Here is an 18,498-nt window from a genome sequence, read left to right on the forward strand (position 1 = left end):
TAATTTATTTTATTTCTCAGCCAACCAGCGTGAAGCGTCTTTTCCGTAGTAGGTAATAATCATATCTGCACCTGCGCGTTTCATGCTGAGCAGGATTTCCATGGCAACTTTTTTCTCATCGATCCAGCCTTGAATCGCCGCTGCCTTCACCATGGCATACTCGCCACTTACATTATAGGCAACAAGCGGAAGATCAAATTGATCCTTAATCGTACGCATGACATCAAGATAGGACAGCGAAGGTTTAACCATTAGCATATCCGCTCCTTCGAGCACATCCGTCTCTGCTTCACGCAAGGCTTCACGCGCGTTCGCCGGGTCCATCTGATATGACTTGCGGTCTCCGAATTGTGGTGTGGAATCCGCAGCTTCACGGAATGGACCATAGAATGCGGATGCATATTTAACAGAGTAAGACATGATCGGAATGTGACTGAATCCATTCTCATCCAGTCCCGCGCGGATCGCTTGTACAAATCCATCCATCATGTTGGATGGTGCAATAATGTCCGCTCCTGCTTTGGCTTGAGACACTGCCGTTTGCACGAGCAGATCAAGTGATTCGTCATTTAACACATCTCCGCAGATGTGACCGTCAATCTCCACGGTGTGTACCATACCGCAGTGACCGTGATCCGTGAATTCACACAGACAAGTATCCGCAACAACCAGCAGTTCCGGGTACCAGGATTTGATCAATCTCGTCGCTTCCTGCACAATGCCATCTTCAGCGAAGCCAGATGAACCCACACTGTCCTTCGTCTCGGGAATACCAAACAATAACACGGCTGGAATTCCCAGCTCGGCAATTTCCGTTACTTCCTCCTGAAGACGATCCAGCGAGAAACGGAATACGCCAGGCATGGATTTAATTTCAGATTTCACATTTTCTCCATACGTCACATAGATCGGTTGAATAAAGTCGTCCACGGTTAGATGGGTCTCTCTAACCATATTGCGAATACCTGTGGATTGACGTAAACGGCGATGCCGTACAATTGGAAAACTCATACGAGTAAAACCTCCCTGAAAGTTAAATAGAGCAAAAAGGGAAGCGCGCTGGTATCCTATCGAATTCAGCACGCTTCATATGTTGACATGATTACATGTGTATTAATTTCGAAGAGCGCCTTCTTTGGTGCCTGTCCGTTTCCAGTCGCATAGCACTGTGATCAAGCTATCCATCGTTGCTTCCTCTGCCATCAGTGTAACCTTCAGTCCAGCGGCTTCTGCCGTTTTCGCTGTAACAGGTCCGATACACGCAACCTCCACATCTTTCAATAAAGGCAGTGGATCTTGTAATCCCATACGTTTCAACATACTCATGAAATTGGTAACCGTCGATGAACTTGTAAAGGTCACCGCATGAATACCACCTTCTTCAAGTAGCTTGAGTAGTTCGTCATCATCCTCACCAGCGAGGATCGTATCGTAGGTGATGGCTTCGGTGACCTGAAGTCCTCGTTCTCTCAACTGATCACGTAACCACGTACGTGCCAGATCACCGTGCGGAAGCAATACTCTCTGACCTTCCTTCAATTCGCTTTCAAAAGCCTCAAGCATGCCTTCGGCCTGGAAAGGACCTTTGACAACCTCTGCAACGATGCCATGTTTGCGCAAAGCGTCCGCTGTGGAAGGTCCTACGGCAGTAATTCTCGCTTGATGAATCGAGCGAATATCCTTGCCTTCCTGTTCCAGATGGCGGAAGAAAAACTCCACGCCGTTCACACTTGTGAAAAACACCCAGTCATAGGTATTTAAAGCACTGAAGGCGTCTTTGACACTTTGCTTGGCAGATTCACTGGATGGCATGACCGTCTCAATAACCGGAAACTCATACGGTTCGCCGCCGAGTTCCTCAATGCGATTCACCAGTTCACTCGCCTGACTGCGAGCACGGGTTACCAGAATTCGTTTGCCAAACAGCGGCAGCGCTTCTGCCCATTTCAACTGTTCCCGCTGATTGACGACATCTCCCACCACAATAACAGCTGGTGGTTGGAAATTGGCTTCGATCACTTTCGCTTCTATATCCTCAAGGGTACCTGTAAGGGTATCCTGTTCCGCTCGTGTTCCCCAACGAATTAGAGCTACCGGTGTTTGCGCTGGACGACCATGACGAATCAATTGTTCGCTGATATATCCAATTTTGGCAACCCCCATCATAAATACAAGTGTGCCCGTTGCATTCGTCACTTTATCCCAATGGATACTGCGATCAAGCTTGTCCGGACTCTCGTGCCCCGTAATAATAGAGATGGAAGATGCATAGTCACGGTGAGTCACAGGAATTCCGGCATACGCAGGTACACTTATTGCAGCGGTAACCCCAGGTACAATCTCAAACGGAATTCCGTTTTTGTGCAGCAAACCCGCCTCTTCGCCCACGCGTCCAAAGATAGTTGGATCGCCGCCCTTAAGCCGAACCACAACCTTGCCTTCAAGAGCCAAATCAACCAACAGTTGATTGATCTCTTCCTGTTTCATCGTATGCCGATCCGGGCGCTTGCCCACGTAAATCTTGACTGCGCCGGGTTTCATTTGTTTCAACAATCTCGGACTTGCCAAACGATCATAGACTACCGCATCGGCTTTCCCGATGGATTCCCACCCTTTTACCGTAATCAGCTTTGCATCCCCAGGACCTGCCCCTACCAAAAAGACCTTTCCCACCATGTCTTCATCCCCTAACTTCTGCCAGTATCTGCTCTGCTCCCCGTTCGATCAATCTCCAAGCCACTTCTTCTCCCAGACGAACCGGGTCCTTGCCGATCATAGCTTCCTTAAGAATCAGTCCACCATCCGGCGTGCCGACCATACCTGTTAATTGTAACGTGTTTTCACCATTCAGGGAATCTGCATCTTGCTGAGGCACCCACACCGCATGAGCACCGATCGGAACCTGGCAGCCCCCATTCAATACACTAAGAAAACGGCGTTCCGCCTGTACAGGAAATGCTGTCTCGGGGTCGTTATACAGCTGCAGCAAGTGCAACAGTTCCTCATCGTCTTCACGACATTCGATACCAAGCGCGCCTTGACCCACTGCCGGAAGGCAAGCTGTTTCCGTCAAGTACTCTGTGATCCGGTCTTCCCAGCCCATACGGTACAATCCTGCAGCTGCCAGAATAATCGCATCGAATCCTTCGGTCTCCAGCTTCCGCAAACGGGAATCAATATTGCCGCGAATCGATTCCAATTGCAAATCTGGACGATAGGCCTTTAATTGACTCGACCGGCGCAGACTGCTTGTTCCGACTCTAGCTCCTTCTGGCAGTTGATCCAGAGTAAGTCCACCATTGGAGATCAGCGCATCCCGTGGATCTGCACGACGAGGAATAGCACCATTGATTAATCCTTCGGGTAACTCGGAAGGCATATCTTTCATGCTATGCACAGCCATATCAATCGTACGATCAAGCATCGCCTGTTCAATCTCTTTGACAAACAGACCTTTGCCGCCCACTTTTGACAACGTTACATCCAGAATGAGATCTCCCTTGGTAACAATCTTATGTACTTCAAAGTCAAAAGCTAATCCTTCCCGCTCACAAATATCGCGTAAATCCTGAATGACATGGCCTGTCTGGGTTAGCGCAAGCGCGCTCTGTCTACTTCCAACTTTAATTGTACGCATATCTACACTTCCTCCTCATTACGGGATATCCAGTCCCCGATTTCTTCTTCGGTCCACCACCGAAAATGGCCTGTAAGAATATCTTCTAATATGTGCATTTCAGTTAATTGCCGAAGCAACGTACTTCTGAGACTTGAAGAAGATACGCGTGACTTCACCTCAGTCCTCATCTGGTGCAAAAACTCAAGGTACGTCTCATACTCATCACCGAACTGTCGTTCGAGTGTGGCACGTATCTCCGCAGCTGCTGCCGGTCCCGCTCCTGCTGTGGATATCGCTATGCTTAATCTTCCACGCCTTACCACGCTTGGCGTAATAAAGCTGCTGTGCTCCGAAGACATTGCGTTATTCACCAATATGCCCGCAGCCTCCGCATCCCGAACCACAGTTGAATTGACCTCTGAATGGTCAGTCGCTGCATATACGAGAAAGGCCCCCCGCAAATCTCCATTGCGGTAGGACCGGTCTATCCATTGAATTCGGGATTCATGATGCAGTTGTTTTAATATGGGAGTAAGCTCCGGACTAATGACCGTAATCTGTGCCTCAGCATGCAGCAACCCCTTAATTTTACGTTCGGCAACACGTCCACCACCAACCACGCAGCATTTCTTGCCTGAAGTATTCACAAATATCGGCGTGTAACGGTCCATCCCCTTCACTCTCCCGTCCAACGATGAAACGCTGAATACGCATTGGATAAAAAACTTATAATGACAAATCCGTACCCAATCAGTGTCCATCTTGCCATGATAATTGTAGAGAACTGTTTCCTTCTCTTGGATACGAAGTACCCCACATAGATGGCTATAGCAAGACCTGTCGCAATAACTTTGAGATCCAAGAGTAGAATCCAGCGTCTTTCAGCCACAATGGATAATACGGCAAGCATCACAGAAACGCCAAGGAGCGGTGTACCTATGAAATTAGCACCATCCATGTATTTGCCGATCACTTCCAGGCTTGGCATCCGTCGCATCGTATCATTCCACTTTTTTTTCTTCAACTTACGGTGCAGGAACAGATATAACATGGCAAATACCGTAGCAACGGTTAACGCCGCAAAACCAAGATTCGCCAAGGTAATATGCATAATGAGTAATCCATGTACCGTTTGCCAGTTATGCAGTGATATCTCTCCGGCCGTAAACCACAGTCGGTTTAATACCGTAACGGAAAAACCTACAACATTCAGCAACAAAATCACAAATTCGGAACGCTGGATGCGAGTCATGACGAGAGACATCAGCACAATACTGAATGAAAATATAAACAAAAAATCAAAGGTGGTATAGATGGGGAAATGGCCTTCAGTCCACATGCGCAATATGACATGCGTTACCTGCAGTCCCCAAACAACGACAAGAAACCCTGTGCCTGTCCGCTTCGCCCCCGCATTGCGTCGAATGCAGTCCGAGAAATAGAACAGTAGGCTCAGGGCATACATATAGATTAGAGCTTCATAAACTTGTTCAGCAAGGGTCAAGCTGCCCACCCGCCTTATACGCCTGCCGGAGCATAAGCCGGCACGGGGTCTTGCCGGTTTTCGTTAAGGTGAGCGGCTGGTTTCGCCAGAGCTGTAGCATCACTCTGACTCACTTTTTCAGCGGCCATCTCTACTGCATCTTCCAGAGCGAAAATCTGAGTAAACATGCGCAGAGCTTCATCACCTTGCTTCGTGCCTGCCATTTCCTTAATCCGATTAATCGGATCTGTCGTCATTTGGTTCACAATACTCTTGGTCAAACGACGAATGACTTTACGTTGATGTTCATCGAGCTCAGGCAGTTTATTAAACAGGCTATCCATCGTTTCTTCATGAATGGAGACACCTTTTTCCTGCAAAGCGCGAATAACGGGACGAACACCCAACGTTTTGAGCCAATGGTAATAATCCTCCATCTCAAGCTCAATCATTCTCTCAATCTTGGCAGCTTCAACCTTACGCATCTCCAGGTTGCTCTCCACGATTCCTTCCAGATCATCAATGTCATAGAGAAATACGTTGGATAATTCACCAATCGCCGGATCAATATCGCGTGGAACCGCAATATCAATCAGGAACAATGGACGAGATTGACGACGCTTCATGCTCTCTCGTACCACTGCTGCATCCATGACATAACGTTCAGCTCCAGTGGAACTAATCACAATATCAACTTCATTCAGTCGATCTAGTGCCTGTTCCATGGTACAAGGTGTCCCCCGGAACTTGGCTGCCAATTCTTCAGCTCTTGCGAGCGTACGATTCGCCACGATGACCTCTGATGCCCCGTTGGCATAGAGATGTTTCACGGTTAGTTCACTCATCTTGCCGGCACCCAAAATGAGCACCTTCTTGTCTGTGAACATGCCAAAAATCCTCTTACCGAGTTCAACAGCAGCATAACTGACAGATACGGCACTCTCCCCGATGGAAGTCTCCGAATGTGCCCGTTTGCCCAGCGTAACTGCCTGTTTGAACAGCATATTAAACCAGGTACCTGTTGATTTCTCTTCCTGCGCTTTAAGAAAAGCCTGTTTCACCTGTCCAAGAATCTGAGTCTCACCAATGACCATGGAATCTAGTCCGCAGATGACGCGGAACAAATGGCGCATGGCTTGATCATCTTCATATATATATAAGTGTTGCGTAAATTCTTCCCGTGGTACGTTAAACCATTGTTCCATGAATGTTCGAATAAAATAACCACACATGTGAAGACGGTCCACCACAACATACAACTCGGTACGGTTACATGTGGCTACGATTACACCTTCCAATACACTCTTGGTCAGCTTGAGCTGCTGCAGCGCTTCAGACAAATCCTTTTCTGCAAATGTGAATCGTTCCCTAACCTCTACAGGCGCCGTGCGATAATTCAAACCAACGACAACGATGTGCATTGCAAGTTCACCTGCCTAATAAATTTCCAATCAAAGTGCTTACTGCATATGTCTATCCATTTATGATTGACAAGGTTAATTATATCACACATCATAGCCATGACCGGGTCATTTTTATGAAATGTTTATGAAATCACCATGTTCATCATCATATGCACTGTCATTTATTGTAGTGTCTCACCAAAGTTCACCGTTATGCGTTAAAAAGTGTCGATTATGAATATTCATAACGATACGCATATTAAAACAAATAGCCATGGAATTATTCCATGACTATTAGAGTTTGGGAGGTTATGTGTCCATCCCGATATGTGAACATTTGTGTGTATGCAATATACTTTTTATTTAAACCCGTTCAATCTGGTTGTTCATGTCTGGTGTTTCAACTTGCAATTCGCCCAAACCACGTACCAACTTCTTTGCATACGTTTTTTCAGGCTTTAATACGGATACCAGATAGTCAATAGCAAGCTGTGGGTCTACAGTCTCCCCACAAGTGTAACAATCAATCGCTGCAAAACCTCTCTCAGGATACGTATGAATGGAGAGATGGCTCTCAGACAATAGTACAAGTACGGTCGCTCCCTGTGGATCAAACTGCTTGGACTGTACGGACATCACTGTCGCACCACATGCCTCCGCTGCTTCAACCATTTGGGCTTCCAGATACTCTGCATTGTTCAGTAGATTAAAGTCGACACCCCAAGTATCAACAGCAACGTGTCTTCCGAAAGTTGAATATTCCATCCTTCGGTTCCCCCTTCCTAGGAATAAAATGTTTGAAAAATTTCATCCGCTAGGACCTACGTCATTCACTTCCCGAGGGAAAAATCTCTCGCAACATATAATGTCCTGAGTGAATCCTGGTTCCTATATTGTTTTCAACGAGATTAAAAATAACATTGAATCAGAGTGAAATCAACCCTTTTCCAGAAGATTGTAAAATAAATATTTCCAATTCGGAATATTCGATCTCACATCAAAAAATTCCCCTGAAACCTCCACATTGGCGAGTGCCACTGCCCGGAAGATACAAGGGAATTCATTACGTTTATAAACATACAATTTTAAGTTAATAAGCTTCAAGCTCAAACAACCGTTTTTGATGACGAGCAAGGGTCTCATCAATCTGATGGAGTTGATCAGCAGTCGCATCTTTTCTAGTATCCAGCAGTGAATCAATCTCGGCATACACACGGTTGATTTCGCGTTCTACATCTCTGGCCTGGAACAGATGTTGCAATTCAAGCAACGTGTTTTTGTATTCATAGATCACTCGGGTGTTCTCCCCGGTCTTCTCCACAATTTTGCGGACAGTGCCTTGAGCATAAACATACGTCATGGTGAACCCTTTATAGATCCGATGAACGACCCCGTCACCCTTAAAAGTCACAAAGAGCTTCCGGACAACGTTGGTCAGATGCAGATTCACCAGGCGGCAAGATAATTCACAGATATAAAACCCTTCTATGCGGTCAAAGGGGAAATGCACTTCTTCTCCACTTACATCCCCCAGCACAACCTCCTGACAACCATTGTCCAACACCTTAACCCGGTGATGAAGCCTGCCGTCTTCTGTCATGCGCAAAAACTGATGCATCTGGGGTTCTGACAATTTCATAGTGGCCTTAACGTACTCTGTGGCTAACCGCTGAGCCATACAAATCCCTCAATTCTTTCCCGATTGTTTTGTCTTCCTGCACATGTAGCAGTCATCTCAAAATTCTTCAGGCCGGCATGGCCGGTAATTTTGGTACTGTTGGCAATATGCACCTATGCTCATTATACACTACCATAACGTTATTTTTCTCCAGACCCAGATGATGAATTCTCACGAAATCCCTTAAAAAACCGAATTAATCTGGATCTCATCAAAGATTCATTTAGCATGCTCACTTTCCTGCACTAAAACGGTATACTATCTCGGTTATCCGTTATTTACCGTTGGTTTCTTCCTCATCAGAAGCACCCTCTGCATCCAGCACTGGTGCATACTTATCTATGCGGGCATGGCGGGTAATGATGTCCCATAACTCTTCTTTCCCCAATCCCTCTTCGGATGAAAACGGCACAAACAAATCTCCTGAACGAAGACCCAGTGATTCCTTAATGACTTTGATATATTTGGCTCTGCGTGTTTTTGGAATCTTGTCCATCTTGGTTGCTACAACAACCAAAGGCAGTCCATTATGACGAAGCCATTCGTTCATCATCTTGTCCTCCTTGGACGGTTCATGTCTCATATCCACCATCTGCATAACCAGTTTCAATTCTTCGCGTCCCAACAAGTATTTCTCCATCATTTTGCCCCAGGCAAAGCGTTGCTCTTTGGAAACTTTAGCGTACCCATATCCCGGGAAATCGACGAAGTAGAGATCCTGATTAATTTTATAATAGTTGAGTTGCTGTGTCTTACCCGGTGTTGAGCTCGTCCGAGCCAAATTTTTACGATTGATCAATCGGTTGATCAGGGAAGATTTCCCCACATTGGAGCGTCCCGCCAAAGCAATCTCTGGCAGACCGTCCTCGGGGTATTGTTCAGGCCGAACGGCACTGATAATAAATTCAGATTGATTTACTTTCATATTGTATCTTTCCTCTCTTGAAAACCTGTGCTATGCATCACCTGTTGAAGGTATTATGCCATGGATTGTTCTATCATACCAAAAAAACCGTTCCAGCGGACGCCGAAGCCTCCGCAGAACGGTCTAATCTTCATACGAACCTTTCGGATACGTGGATTACAGGTGAATTCCTGTCTGCTCAACAAGTGCATGCTGCAATACCTGATCCATATGGGCTACAGGGACAAACTCCACATCTTCCTTGATGCTGTCTGGAATGTCACGCAGGTCCCGTTCGTTATCCTTAGGCAATAATATTTTTTTATAGCCGGCACGATGGGCTGCCAGTGATTTCTCTTTCAGACCACCAATCGGCAACACACGTCCACGCAGTGTTATTTCACCAGTCATCGCGATATCCTTGGACACATGTTTGTTCGTCAAGGCTGAGATTAACGCTGTTGCCATCGTAATCCCGGCAGATGGACCATCCTTCGGAATCGCGCCTTCCGGAACGTGGATATGGATATCGTTCTTCTCATGGAAGTCAGGCGAAATTCCAAGCTGTGTAGCTTTGGAACGGGTGTAACTGAATGCGGCTTGTGCCGATTCCTTCATGACATCCCCCAGTTTACCTGTGAGAGTCAATTTACCTGTTCCAGGCACAACAGTCACTTCAATGATAAGGGTATCTCCACCCACTTCAGTCCACGCCAGACCCGTTACGGTACCAATCTGATCTTCCAGTTCGGCCATACCATAACGGAACTTGCCAGGTCCAAGGTAGTCTTTGATCTCATCGGATGAGATGTTAATCTGACCTTCCACACCCGATACGATGTTCTTGGCAGCTTTCCGGCACAACGAAGCCATCTGCTGTTCCAGATTACGCACACCTGACTCCCGTGTATATTCGCGAATTACACGCAACAACGCGTCATCCGGGATTTCCAATTGCTCTTCTTCCAAACCATGGTCCTGCTTCTGTTTGGGCAACAAATAGTTTTTCGCAATTTGTTGCTTCTCCAGTTCCGTATAACCAGGGATGTTGAGCATTTCCATCCGATCCAGCAATGGACGCGGAATATTGTGTACCGTGTTGGCAGTTGTTATAAACATAACGTTGGATAAGTCAAACGGCAATTCTACAAAATGATCACTAAACGTATTATTTTGTTCCGGATCAAGTACCTCAAGTAACGCTGCGGAAGGATCTCCGCGGAAGTCTGAAGCCATCTTATCAATCTCGTCCAGCAGGAATACCGGATTAAGTGACCCTGCCGTTTTCATCCCCTGGATGATACGTCCAGGCATGGCGCCGACATAGGTACGTCGGTGACCACGAATCTCAGCTTCATCCCGCACGCCGCCAAGAGATATTCTTACAAACTCCCGACCCAGCGATCTGGCGATCGAACGCGCAAGTGATGTTTTACCGACCCCTGGAGGTCCAACCAGACAGAGAATTGGCCCTTTGAGCTTCTTGACGAGCTTCTGGACAGCCAAATACTCCAGCACACGTTCTTTGGGCTTTTCCAGTCCGTAATGATCTGCATTGAGCACATCTTCGGCTTTTTGGATATCCAAATCATCCGCTGTCATCTGACTCCAAGGAAGGCCAAGCAGCCAATCCACGTAGTTGCGAATGACTCCGCCCTCGGCTGAACTTGCAGGCATTTTCTCCAGTCGATCAATTTCTTTCTCGACCTTTTCTTTCACCTTGTCCGGCAAGCCGAGTTCTTCCATCTGAGTGCGAAGTTCCTCGACCTCACCCGCACGGCCTTCTTTTTCACCCAGTTCTTTCTGGATCGCTTTCATCTGCTCGCGCAAATAATATTCCTTCTGCGTTTTCTCCATCTGTTTCTTCACACGTTGGCTGATCTTGCGTTCAAGCTCCAGCACTTCGCGCTCATTGTTCAGGATATCCAGCAATTTCTCCAGACGTTCCCGAACGTCGATGGTCTCCAGAATTTCCTGTTTATCCTTGATCTTCAAGGACAGGTGACTCGTGATGACATCGGCCAGACGCCCTGGTTCTTCGATGTCAGACACCGCTGCGAGTGTCTCTGGTGTCACTTTTTTGGACAGATTAATATAATTCTCGAACTGGTTCAGAACGGTACGCATCAAGGCATCCGTCTCCGGATGGGTATTCTCCTCTTCAGGCAGCTCTTTAGCCAGTACTTCATAATATTCCTCGTTGTCCGTATATTCAATAATTTCAGCCCGTTCCAAGCCTTCAACGAGTACACGAATCGTACCGTTCGGAAGCTTCAGCATCTGTCTGACCTTGGCCACGGTTCCGATTCTGAAAATGTCCTCTTGTGTTGGTTCTTCAATATTTACTTCGGCTTGGGAACATAGGAGAATCAGATGTTCTTCTACCATCGCTTTTTCTAAAGCCTTGACCGATTTCTCCCGGCCCACATCGAGATGCAGTACCATACTCGGGTAGACGAGAAGTCCTCTTAAAGGCAGTAAAGGAAAACGACGACCTTTCGCTTTGCTCGGTCCCATCGCTTTCGCACCTCCAATGGCTCTCAGGTTGTAGTCATTCATTATTCTATCAAATGTTCACATAAAAAACCAATGAAGGGAAGCGCTTAGCAGCTTCCCGAATCTGTAACCTGTCCTGGACGAGGCACGTCCGCACGCAAATAGGAAGCGGATGCCGGTGGAAAAATCTCCGGTGCAGGCGCAACTGTCTCCTCTGCAAGCTTCGTTTGTTCCATTTGTTGTGATTCCGGAACCCAGGCGAACACTTCACGGAATACGTCCTGTACCGTATCTACCGGGATAACGCGCAAGCCATCCAGATTCTCAAAAATGGACTGCCAGTTCTCCGCAGGAATAATAACGGTCTTCGCTCCTGCCTGAAAGGCAGCCTCCACCTTGGCTAACACGCCACCGATAGGCTTAACCCGACCATGAATACTGATCTCGCCAGTCATCGCTGTCTCATGATCCACAGGACGCCTCTGAATGGCTGATGTAATGGCAGTCGCCATGGCGATCCCGGCGGATGGACCGTCAATAGGCGTCCCACCTGGGAAATTCACGTGTAAATCGTAATCATTCGGACGAATACCCATGGCTTTTAATACGGTTAACACATTTTCAACCGAGCCTTTGGCCATACTTTTTCGCCGGAGTGTACGCGAACCGCCTCCAATCTCTTCTTCATCCACAACGCCTGTAATGTTGATTCGGCCTTGATCTTTAAGAGCCGGAACAGCAGACACTTCGATCTCCAAAATGGTTCCCATATTCGGTCCATATACCGCCAAGCCGTTAACAAAACCCACCTGTGGCTCTGAAGGGACCTTCCGGTCAGGCCGTGGCTGGATCTGGCTGCTACCCGCCACCCACTCCACATCGGATGCCTGAAGCGTCTCACGCTTCTCTGTCAGCGCAAGTCCAGCAGCCAGCTGGATGATATTGACCGCTTCACGTCCATTGGTTGCATATCGCTTGACCACATCAACGGCATCCGGACATGGACTGAACCCTATTTTCTGAACAGCATCCTCTGCAATTCGCCCAATCTCCTCAGGCAACAAAGGTCGGAAATAAACTTCCATGCAGCGGGAACGCAAAGCTGGTGGCAGTTCATGAGGCGAACGTGTCGTTGCTCCAACCAGGCGGAAATCGGCCGGCAGGCCATTTTGAAAAATATCGTGGATATAAGCAGGAGTATGCGTGTCTTCCGAGTTATAGTACGCACTCTCCAAAAACACCTTGCGATCCTCCAATACTTTCAACAGCTTATTCATCTGAATCGAATGCAATTCACCAATTTCATCAATAAAAAGCATTCCCCCATGCGCTTTTGTCACAGCGCCCGGTTTTGGTTGGGGAATACCTGCAACGCCCATGGCTCCTGCTCCCTGATATATCGGATCATGAACCGAACCAATTAAGGGGTCCGCAATACCACGTTCATCAAAACGGGCTGTTGTTGCATCCAGCTCGGTGAATTTGGCGTCTGGCTTGAAAGGAGAAGATGGATTCTTCTTGGCCTCTTCCAACACAACCCTTGCGGCAGCTGTTTTCCCGACTCCGGGAGGGCCATAAATGATAACATGTTGCGGATTAGCACTGCACAAAGCAGCTTTAAGGGCACGCAGCCCGTCTTTTTGCCCAACAATATCGTTAATGGTAGCTGGACGCGTCTTCTCCGACAACGGCTTGGTGAGTGAGATTGAACGCAACTTACGCAGCTTCTCCATTTCCTTGCGAGATTCTCGCTCAACGGCACTGCGGTTCGTTTTCTGACCACGCAGTAGGTTCCAGAAATACAAACCAATCACCACTCCAAAAAATAACTGAATCAACATGATGACCATACCAAATTCCATGTCTTCACATCCTCCTATTTTGTCGCTATTCTCATATGAGATCATGCTAATACTTGGTAGTATAGCCTTTTCAACGCGACGTAAACGGGCGATACGGAATTTGTATGCGAGAAAATAAAAAGCCCGCCATCGCTGGCGAGCTTTTGTTGTAACAAGATATGAATCAATCAGTGCGAACGACCAGGAATAACACCTGTCTCTTCGTAGGCTTCGACGATTTTGTCGATCTCTTTTTTTAATTCCTCAACCATGATTTCTTCAGGCACTTTACGAATCATCTTACCATGACGGAACAAAAGACCTTCTCCACGAGCACCGGCTATGCCGATATCCGCTTCTTTGGCCTCACCTGGACCATTAACCGCACAACCCAACACCGATACTTTAATCGGCACCTTCAGTTTGGAGATATACTCTTCCACTTCGTTGGCAATGGAGAACAGGTCGATATCCAAACGTCCACACGTTGGGCAGGAGATCAATGTAGCTGCATTTGTAATCAGTCCAAATGTTTTGAGCAGATCACGAGCGACCTTGATTTCTTCTACCGGGTCCGCACTCAGTGAGATCCGCATCGTAGAACCAATACCCATGGACAATAAGGCTCCCATACCTGCGGAGCTTTTGATCGTACCGGAGAACAATGTACCCGCTTCGGTAATCCCGAGATGCAACGGATACGGAATGATTTGAGCTGCTTTGGTATACGCCTCAATTGCCATCGGCACATCCGATGCTTTGAGAGACACGATGATATCATGGAAATCAAGCTCTTCCAAAATACCAATGTGATACAATGCACTTTCTACCATAGCATCTGCCGTAGGATACCCATACTTCTCAAGGAGATGGTTTTCCAAAGACCCCGCATTTACTCCAATCCGAATCGGAATACCGCGGTCTTTACAAGCCTTAACCACTTCTTCCACTTTAGCACGTTTACCGATGTTACCTGGATTAATCCGAACTTTATCAATGCCGTTCTCAATCGCAAGTAAAGCCAGCTTATAGTTGAAATGAATGTCCGCTACGAGCGGTATATTAATGCGTTTTTTGATTTCCTTGATGGCTGCGGCAGCTTCCTCATTATTCACCGTTACACGTACCACTTGACAACCCGCTTCTTCCAGCCGCAGAATCTCTGCAACCGTTGCTTCAACGTCTGCTGTTTTGGTTGTACACATACTTTGGATAATGACTTCGTTACTGCCACCGATCGTTACGTTTCCCACTTTCACGGGACGTGTATCCTGTCTTAAATACATGAGTGATTTCTCTCCCCACAACGTCAAAGCTCCACCCTGACAGAGACATGAATTCGCCTTCTGCCAAAGTGGAGAACTGACAAGTCTATATTTCAGAGTTCAACGGGATTGAGGCCTATATCAGGCGCTCTCTTCCTGCTTATCGTCCTTCGATTGGCTTAGTTCAGGCACGACTCTTTTCTCAACAACTTCCTCGGTAATGACACAGTTCGTAACATCTTCACGTGAAGGCACTTCATACATGATTTCCAGCATGATACCTTCAATGATGGCACGCAATCCACGTGCACCTGTGTTACGTTTAATTGCTTCTTTTGCAATCGCAAGCAATGCAGCTGGTTCAAAGACCAGATTCACATTATCCAGTTCAAGCAGTTTTTGGTACTGTTTGGTAAGCGCGTTTTTTGGTTCGGAAAGAATCCGTACCAGCGTATCTTCATCCAACGGCTCCAAAGTGGAGATGACTGGCAGACGGCCTACAAATTCCGGAATCAGACCAAATTTCAGCAAATCTTCCGGCAATACCATACCCAGGTATTCACCTGGTTTCAGATCTTTTTGCTCAGAAACGGTATTAAAGCCAATGACTTTTTTACCGATCCGGCGTTTGATCATTTGCTCCAGACCATCAAAGGCACCGCCGCAAATGAACAGGATGTTTGTTGTATCGATCTGAATGAATTCTTGATGAGGGTGTTTACGGCCACCTTGTGGTGGTACAGAAGCCACAGTTCCTTCAAGAATTTTCAAGAGAGCCTGTTGCACACCTTCGCCCGATACATCACGAGTAATGGATGGGTTTTCGGATTTACGCGCTACTTTATCAATCTCATCGATATAAATAATGCCACGCTCTGCTTTTTCCACATCATAATCAGCAGCTTGAATCAGTTTGAGCAGGATGTTCTCTACATCCTCACCTACATAACCCGCTTCTGTTAATGACGTAGCATCCGCAATAGCAAAAGGAACATTCAAAATTTTTGCCATCGTTTGCGCAAGCAACGTTTTACCAGAACCTGTTGGTCCTAACAGCAAAATGTTACTCTTTGACAATTCAACGTCTTCGATCTTGCTTTGCGTGTTGATCCGTTTGTAGTGATTATACACCGCAACAGACAATGATTTTTTCGCTTGTTCCTGTCCAATAACATATTGATCCAGAATATTACGAATTTCTTTTGGTTTCGGAATATCTTTCAGGTCTACTTCTTCATCATGACCAAGTTCTTCCTCAACGATTTCGGTGCAAAGTTCGATACATTCATCACAGATGTACACGCCTGGTCCAGCGACCAACTTGCGTACCTGCTCCTGAGATTTACCGCAAAAAGAGCATTTCAACTGCCCTTTCTCATCGTTAAATTTAAACATGAAACCACCCCTTTAGGAATTGATCGGTCTACTGAGCACCTGGTCAATAATGCCGTACGTCTTAGCTTCTTCAGCGCTCATGAAGAAGTCACGGTCGGTATCCCGCTCAATTTTCTCAAGAGGCTGACCCGTACGATCGACGTATATTTGATTCAGTTTCTGACGTGTTTTAATAATCCATTCTGCGTGTATCTTAATATCCGCAGCCTGTCCTTGAATGCCGCCAAGCGGCTGATGAATCATTACTTCGCTATTTGTCAGCGCATATCTCTTGCCAGGTGCACCGGCTGTCAGCAATAACGAGCCCATGCTTGCTGCCATCCCTACGCAAATGGTAGATACATCCGGCTTGATAAATTGCATCGTATCGTATATACCCATCCCTGCGGTGACAGAACCACCAGGTGAGTTAATGTACAAGCTGATATCCTTCTCAGGATCGTCGGCTGCCAAAAACAAAAGCTGTGCTATGACAAGATTGGCTACATCGTCATCAATCGCACTGGTTAGAAAGATAATGCGATCTTTCAGCAAACGTGAATATATATCGTAAGACCGCTCGCCTCGATTGGTTTGTTCTATAACCATTGGCACCAGACTCATGAGACCAACCTCTTTTCTACATGTAATTAGACATAGGCCACCTGTAAAGCAAACCCAAATTCATTCTAACACTTTCCTGTGACAATGTCATTTTTCACAAGAGGGGTGAGACATCAATTTGTTTACTTTTTTAGCCTGATCATATTTAACCATGTTTTCTATGTATGTGCAAATTGAAGCCATCCTATGCCGTCTTGCCGTTTTTTATTTGCATGAAGTACATAGGTATGTAAAAAGTGTACGCGGATCAATAAAATTAGTGTCCATCCATATAATTACTTCATTTTCTATAAAATGGATGTCATAATTTAAAAATAAGGCACGCAATAATTCACGTGCCTTATCGTTTATTCAACTGACAAGTTGATAACAGCTTGTCTTATTTTTCGTCAGCTTCTGCAACAACTTCTTCAGCTGGAGCTTCAACCGGTTCAACAACTGTGCTGTTCTCAAGGAGAACGTCAATCGTTTTACGCAGTTTAACTTCATCGCGAAGGCTGTCCAAGGAACCATTACCTTCGAGGATGCCACGGATCTCATCAGCAGGACGCTTGTAAGATTCAGCCATTTTCTCGAGTTCTTGATTCACTTCTTCGTCAGATACTTCAATGTTTTCCGCTTTACCTACAGCTTCAAGCACCAGGTTGTTGCGAACACGTTTGGAAGCATCTTCTTGCATTTGCCCTCTCAGGTCAGCTTGAGTCTGGCCAGAGAAGCTCAGGAACATTTCAAGGTTCATACCTTGGTTACGCAGACGGTTGTCGAAATCACGCATCATGTTTTGTACTTCGCTCTCAACCATTGCAGCAGGAATGTCCACTTCAGCGTTTTCAGCCACTTTTTCTACAACTGCATTTTCTTGTGCAGCTTTGGCTTCGTCAGCTTTGCGGGATTCCAATTGTGTTTTCAGGTCAGCTTTGTACTCTTCAAGTGTGTCGAATTCGCTAACATCTTTAGCAAACTCATCATCCAATGCAGGAAGTTGTTTGCGTTTGATTTCGTGAATTTTCACTTTGAATACCGCTTGTTTGCCAGCAAGTTCTGCTGCATGGTAGCTCTCTGGGAAAGTCACTTCTACGTCTTTGAAGTCACCTGTGGACAGACCCACAACTTGCTCTTCAAATCCAGGAATGAATGTGTTGGAACCCAGTTCCAGGGAATAACGCTCAGCTTGTCCACCTTCGAAAGGTACACCATCAACGGAACCGTCGAAGTCGATTACTGCAACGTCGCCGTTAGCAGCGGAACCTTCGTCGATTACAACGAGTTCAGCGTGACGTTGTTGAAGACGCTCAAGTTCTTCAGTCACTTCTGCTTCAGTTACTTCACCTTTTGCTACAGCAACTTCGATTCCTTTGTACTCACCAAGAGTAACTTCAGGTTTCACAGTTACTTTTGCTTTGAACTTGAATGTTTGTCCTTTAGCAAATTGTTCAACATCTACGTCAGGACGATCAACCGGGAAGATATCCGTTTGGTCGATTGCTTCTGTATAAGCTTCAGGAAGCAAAATGTCGATTGCTTCTTGATAAAGGCTCTCTACACCAAAACGTGCTTCGAAAATGGAACGTGGTACTTTACCTTTACGGAATCCAGGTACGTTTGCTTGTTTAACCACTTTATTAAAAGCTTTGTCGAGTGCTGCAGTTACACGATCTGCATCCACTTCAACCTCAAGAACCCCAAGGTTCTTCTCTATCTTTTCCCAAGTTGCTTTCATTGTATACTTTCCCCTCCAAAATTCACATGTTCACGTAGGCAATCACGTACAAAATAACCATTTTAGTATAAACAAGATTAGATTCTTTTTC

The 18,498-nt window shown here is 46.3% G+C and carries 15 protein-coding genes; all 15 read right to left on the bottom strand.

Going from position 1 to position 18,498, the window contains the following annotated elements; translation table 11 throughout:
- Positions 1–9: 9 nt before the first annotated feature.
- Positions 10–1,011: a porphobilinogen synthase gene (hemB, locus tag V6668_RS23810; RefSeq protein WP_017692601.1), complete on the bottom strand. Its 1,002-nt coding sequence runs from the start codon at positions 1,009–1,011 to the stop codon at positions 10–12.
- 102 nt (positions 1,012–1,113) lie between these two features.
- Positions 1,114–2,676 (bottom strand): uroporphyrinogen-III C-methyltransferase, encoded by a 1,563-nt coding sequence (gene cobA / locus V6668_RS23815; protein WP_036605897.1) that lies wholly within the window; start codon positions 2,674–2,676, stop codon positions 1,114–1,116.
- A gap of 4 nt (positions 2,677–2,680) precedes the next feature.
- The gene (gene hemC / locus V6668_RS23820) at positions 2,681–3,637 is read right to left on the bottom strand and encodes a hydroxymethylbilane synthase (RefSeq protein ID WP_036605896.1); all 957 of its coding nucleotides are present in this window, start codon (positions 3,635–3,637) and stop codon (positions 2,681–2,683) included.
- Between the two features lie 2 nt (positions 3,638–3,639).
- Positions 3,640–4,290, bottom strand: a complete 651-nt coding sequence (locus tag V6668_RS23825) for a bifunctional precorrin-2 dehydrogenase/sirohydrochlorin ferrochelatase (protein WP_338706908.1) — start codon at positions 4,288–4,290, stop codon at positions 3,640–3,642.
- A 5-nt stretch (positions 4,291–4,295) separates the two neighbouring features.
- Entirely contained in the window at positions 4,296–5,123 is an 828-nt protein-coding gene (gene ccsA / locus V6668_RS23830; RefSeq protein ID WP_036605894.1) for a cytochrome c biogenesis protein CcsA, read from the bottom strand.
- Positions 5,124–5,137: 14 nt separating this feature from the next.
- Positions 5,138–6,523 (bottom strand): glutamyl-tRNA reductase, encoded by a 1,386-nt coding sequence (gene hemA, locus V6668_RS23835; protein WP_036605893.1) that lies wholly within the window; start codon positions 6,521–6,523, stop codon positions 5,138–5,140.
- Between the two features lie 345 nt (positions 6,524–6,868).
- Positions 6,869–7,270, bottom strand: a complete 402-nt coding sequence (gene speD / locus V6668_RS23840) for an adenosylmethionine decarboxylase (RefSeq protein WP_047841191.1) — start codon at positions 7,268–7,270, stop codon at positions 6,869–6,871.
- A gap of 325 nt (positions 7,271–7,595) precedes the next feature.
- Entirely contained in the window at positions 7,596–8,183 is a 588-nt protein-coding gene (locus tag V6668_RS23845; protein ID WP_036605891.1) for a hypothetical protein, read from the bottom strand.
- A gap of 274 nt (positions 8,184–8,457) precedes the next feature.
- The gene (gene yihA, locus V6668_RS23850; protein WP_338706909.1) at positions 8,458–9,108 is read right to left on the bottom strand and encodes a ribosome biogenesis GTP-binding protein YihA/YsxC; all 651 of its coding nucleotides are present in this window, start codon (positions 9,106–9,108) and stop codon (positions 8,458–8,460) included.
- Between the two features lie 156 nt (positions 9,109–9,264).
- Complete coding sequence (lon, locus tag V6668_RS23855) at positions 9,265–11,604, bottom strand: endopeptidase La (protein ID WP_036605889.1); 2,340 nt, start codon at positions 11,602–11,604, stop codon at positions 9,265–9,267.
- 86 nt (positions 11,605–11,690) lie between these two features.
- Complete coding sequence (lonB, locus tag V6668_RS23860; protein WP_338706910.1) at positions 11,691–13,445, bottom strand: ATP-dependent protease LonB; 1,755 nt, start codon at positions 13,443–13,445, stop codon at positions 11,691–11,693.
- Between the two features lie 167 nt (positions 13,446–13,612).
- On the bottom strand, positions 13,613–14,710 hold the full coding sequence (gene ispG / locus V6668_RS23865) for a flavodoxin-dependent (E)-4-hydroxy-3-methylbut-2-enyl-diphosphate synthase (protein WP_017692591.1): 1,098 nt from the start codon (positions 14,708–14,710) through the stop codon (positions 13,613–13,615).
- A gap of 120 nt (positions 14,711–14,830) precedes the next feature.
- Positions 14,831–16,084 (bottom strand): ATP-dependent protease ATP-binding subunit ClpX, encoded by a 1,254-nt coding sequence (gene clpX / locus V6668_RS23870; protein ID WP_036605887.1) that lies wholly within the window; start codon positions 16,082–16,084, stop codon positions 14,831–14,833.
- A gap of 12 nt (positions 16,085–16,096) precedes the next feature.
- On the bottom strand, positions 16,097–16,687 hold the full coding sequence (clpP, locus tag V6668_RS23875) for an ATP-dependent Clp endopeptidase proteolytic subunit ClpP (RefSeq protein WP_036605886.1): 591 nt from the start codon (positions 16,685–16,687) through the stop codon (positions 16,097–16,099).
- A gap of 379 nt (positions 16,688–17,066) precedes the next feature.
- On the bottom strand, positions 17,067–18,407 hold the full coding sequence (gene tig / locus V6668_RS23880) for a trigger factor (RefSeq protein WP_338706911.1): 1,341 nt from the start codon (positions 18,405–18,407) through the stop codon (positions 17,067–17,069).
- Positions 18,408–18,498 lie beyond the last annotated feature (91 nt).

The sequence above is a fragment of the Paenibacillus amylolyticus genome, assembly GCF_036894225.1.
Taxonomy (GTDB): Bacteria; Bacillota; Bacilli; order Paenibacillales; family Paenibacillaceae; genus Paenibacillus; species Paenibacillus amylolyticus.

What these genes read in the sequence shown, in the direction of transcription:
- ispG (WP_017692591.1), bottom strand. Translation starts at nt 14,710, where the DNA reads ATGTATTTAAGACAGGATACACGTCCCGTGAAAGTGGGAAACGTAACG.
- cobA (WP_036605897.1), bottom strand. Translation starts at nt 2,676, where the DNA reads ATGGTGGGAAAGGTCTTTTTGGTAGGGGCAGGTCCTGGGGATGCAAAG.
- lonB (WP_338706910.1), bottom strand. Translation starts at nt 13,445, where the DNA reads ATGGAATTTGGTATGGTCATCATGTTGATTCAGTTATTTTTTGGAGTG.
- hemC (WP_036605896.1), bottom strand. Translation starts at nt 3,637, where the DNA reads ATGCGTACAATTAAAGTTGGAAGTAGACAGAGCGCGCTTGCGCTAACC.
- V6668_RS23845 (WP_036605891.1), bottom strand. Translation starts at nt 8,183, where the DNA reads ATGGCTCAGCGGTTAGCCACAGAGTACGTTAAGGCCACTATGAAATTG.
- tig (WP_338706911.1), bottom strand. Translation starts at nt 18,407, where the DNA reads ATGAAAGCAACTTGGGAAAAGATAGAGAAGAACCTTGGGGTTCTTGAG.
- speD (WP_047841191.1), bottom strand. Translation starts at nt 7,270, where the DNA reads ATGGAATATTCAACTTTCGGAAGACACGTTGCTGTTGATACTTGGGGT.
- clpP (WP_036605886.1), bottom strand. Translation starts at nt 16,687, where the DNA reads ATGAGTCTGGTGCCAATGGTTATAGAACAAACCAATCGAGGCGAGCGG.
- yihA (WP_338706909.1), bottom strand. Translation starts at nt 9,108, where the DNA reads ATGAAAGTAAATCAATCTGAATTTATTATCAGTGCCGTTCGGCCTGAA.
- clpX (WP_036605887.1), bottom strand. Translation starts at nt 16,084, where the DNA reads ATGTTTAAATTTAACGATGAGAAAGGGCAGTTGAAATGCTCTTTTTGC.
- lon (WP_036605889.1), bottom strand. Translation starts at nt 11,604, where the DNA reads ATGGGACCGAGCAAAGCGAAAGGTCGTCGTTTTCCTTTACTGCCTTTA.
- hemB (WP_017692601.1), bottom strand. Translation starts at nt 1,011, where the DNA reads ATGAGTTTTCCAATTGTACGGCATCGCCGTTTACGTCAATCCACAGGT.
- hemA (WP_036605893.1), bottom strand. Translation starts at nt 6,523, where the DNA reads ATGCACATCGTTGTCGTTGGTTTGAATTATCGCACGGCGCCTGTAGAG.
- V6668_RS23825 (WP_338706908.1), bottom strand. Translation starts at nt 4,290, where the DNA reads ATGGACCGTTACACGCCGATATTTGTGAATACTTCAGGCAAGAAATGC.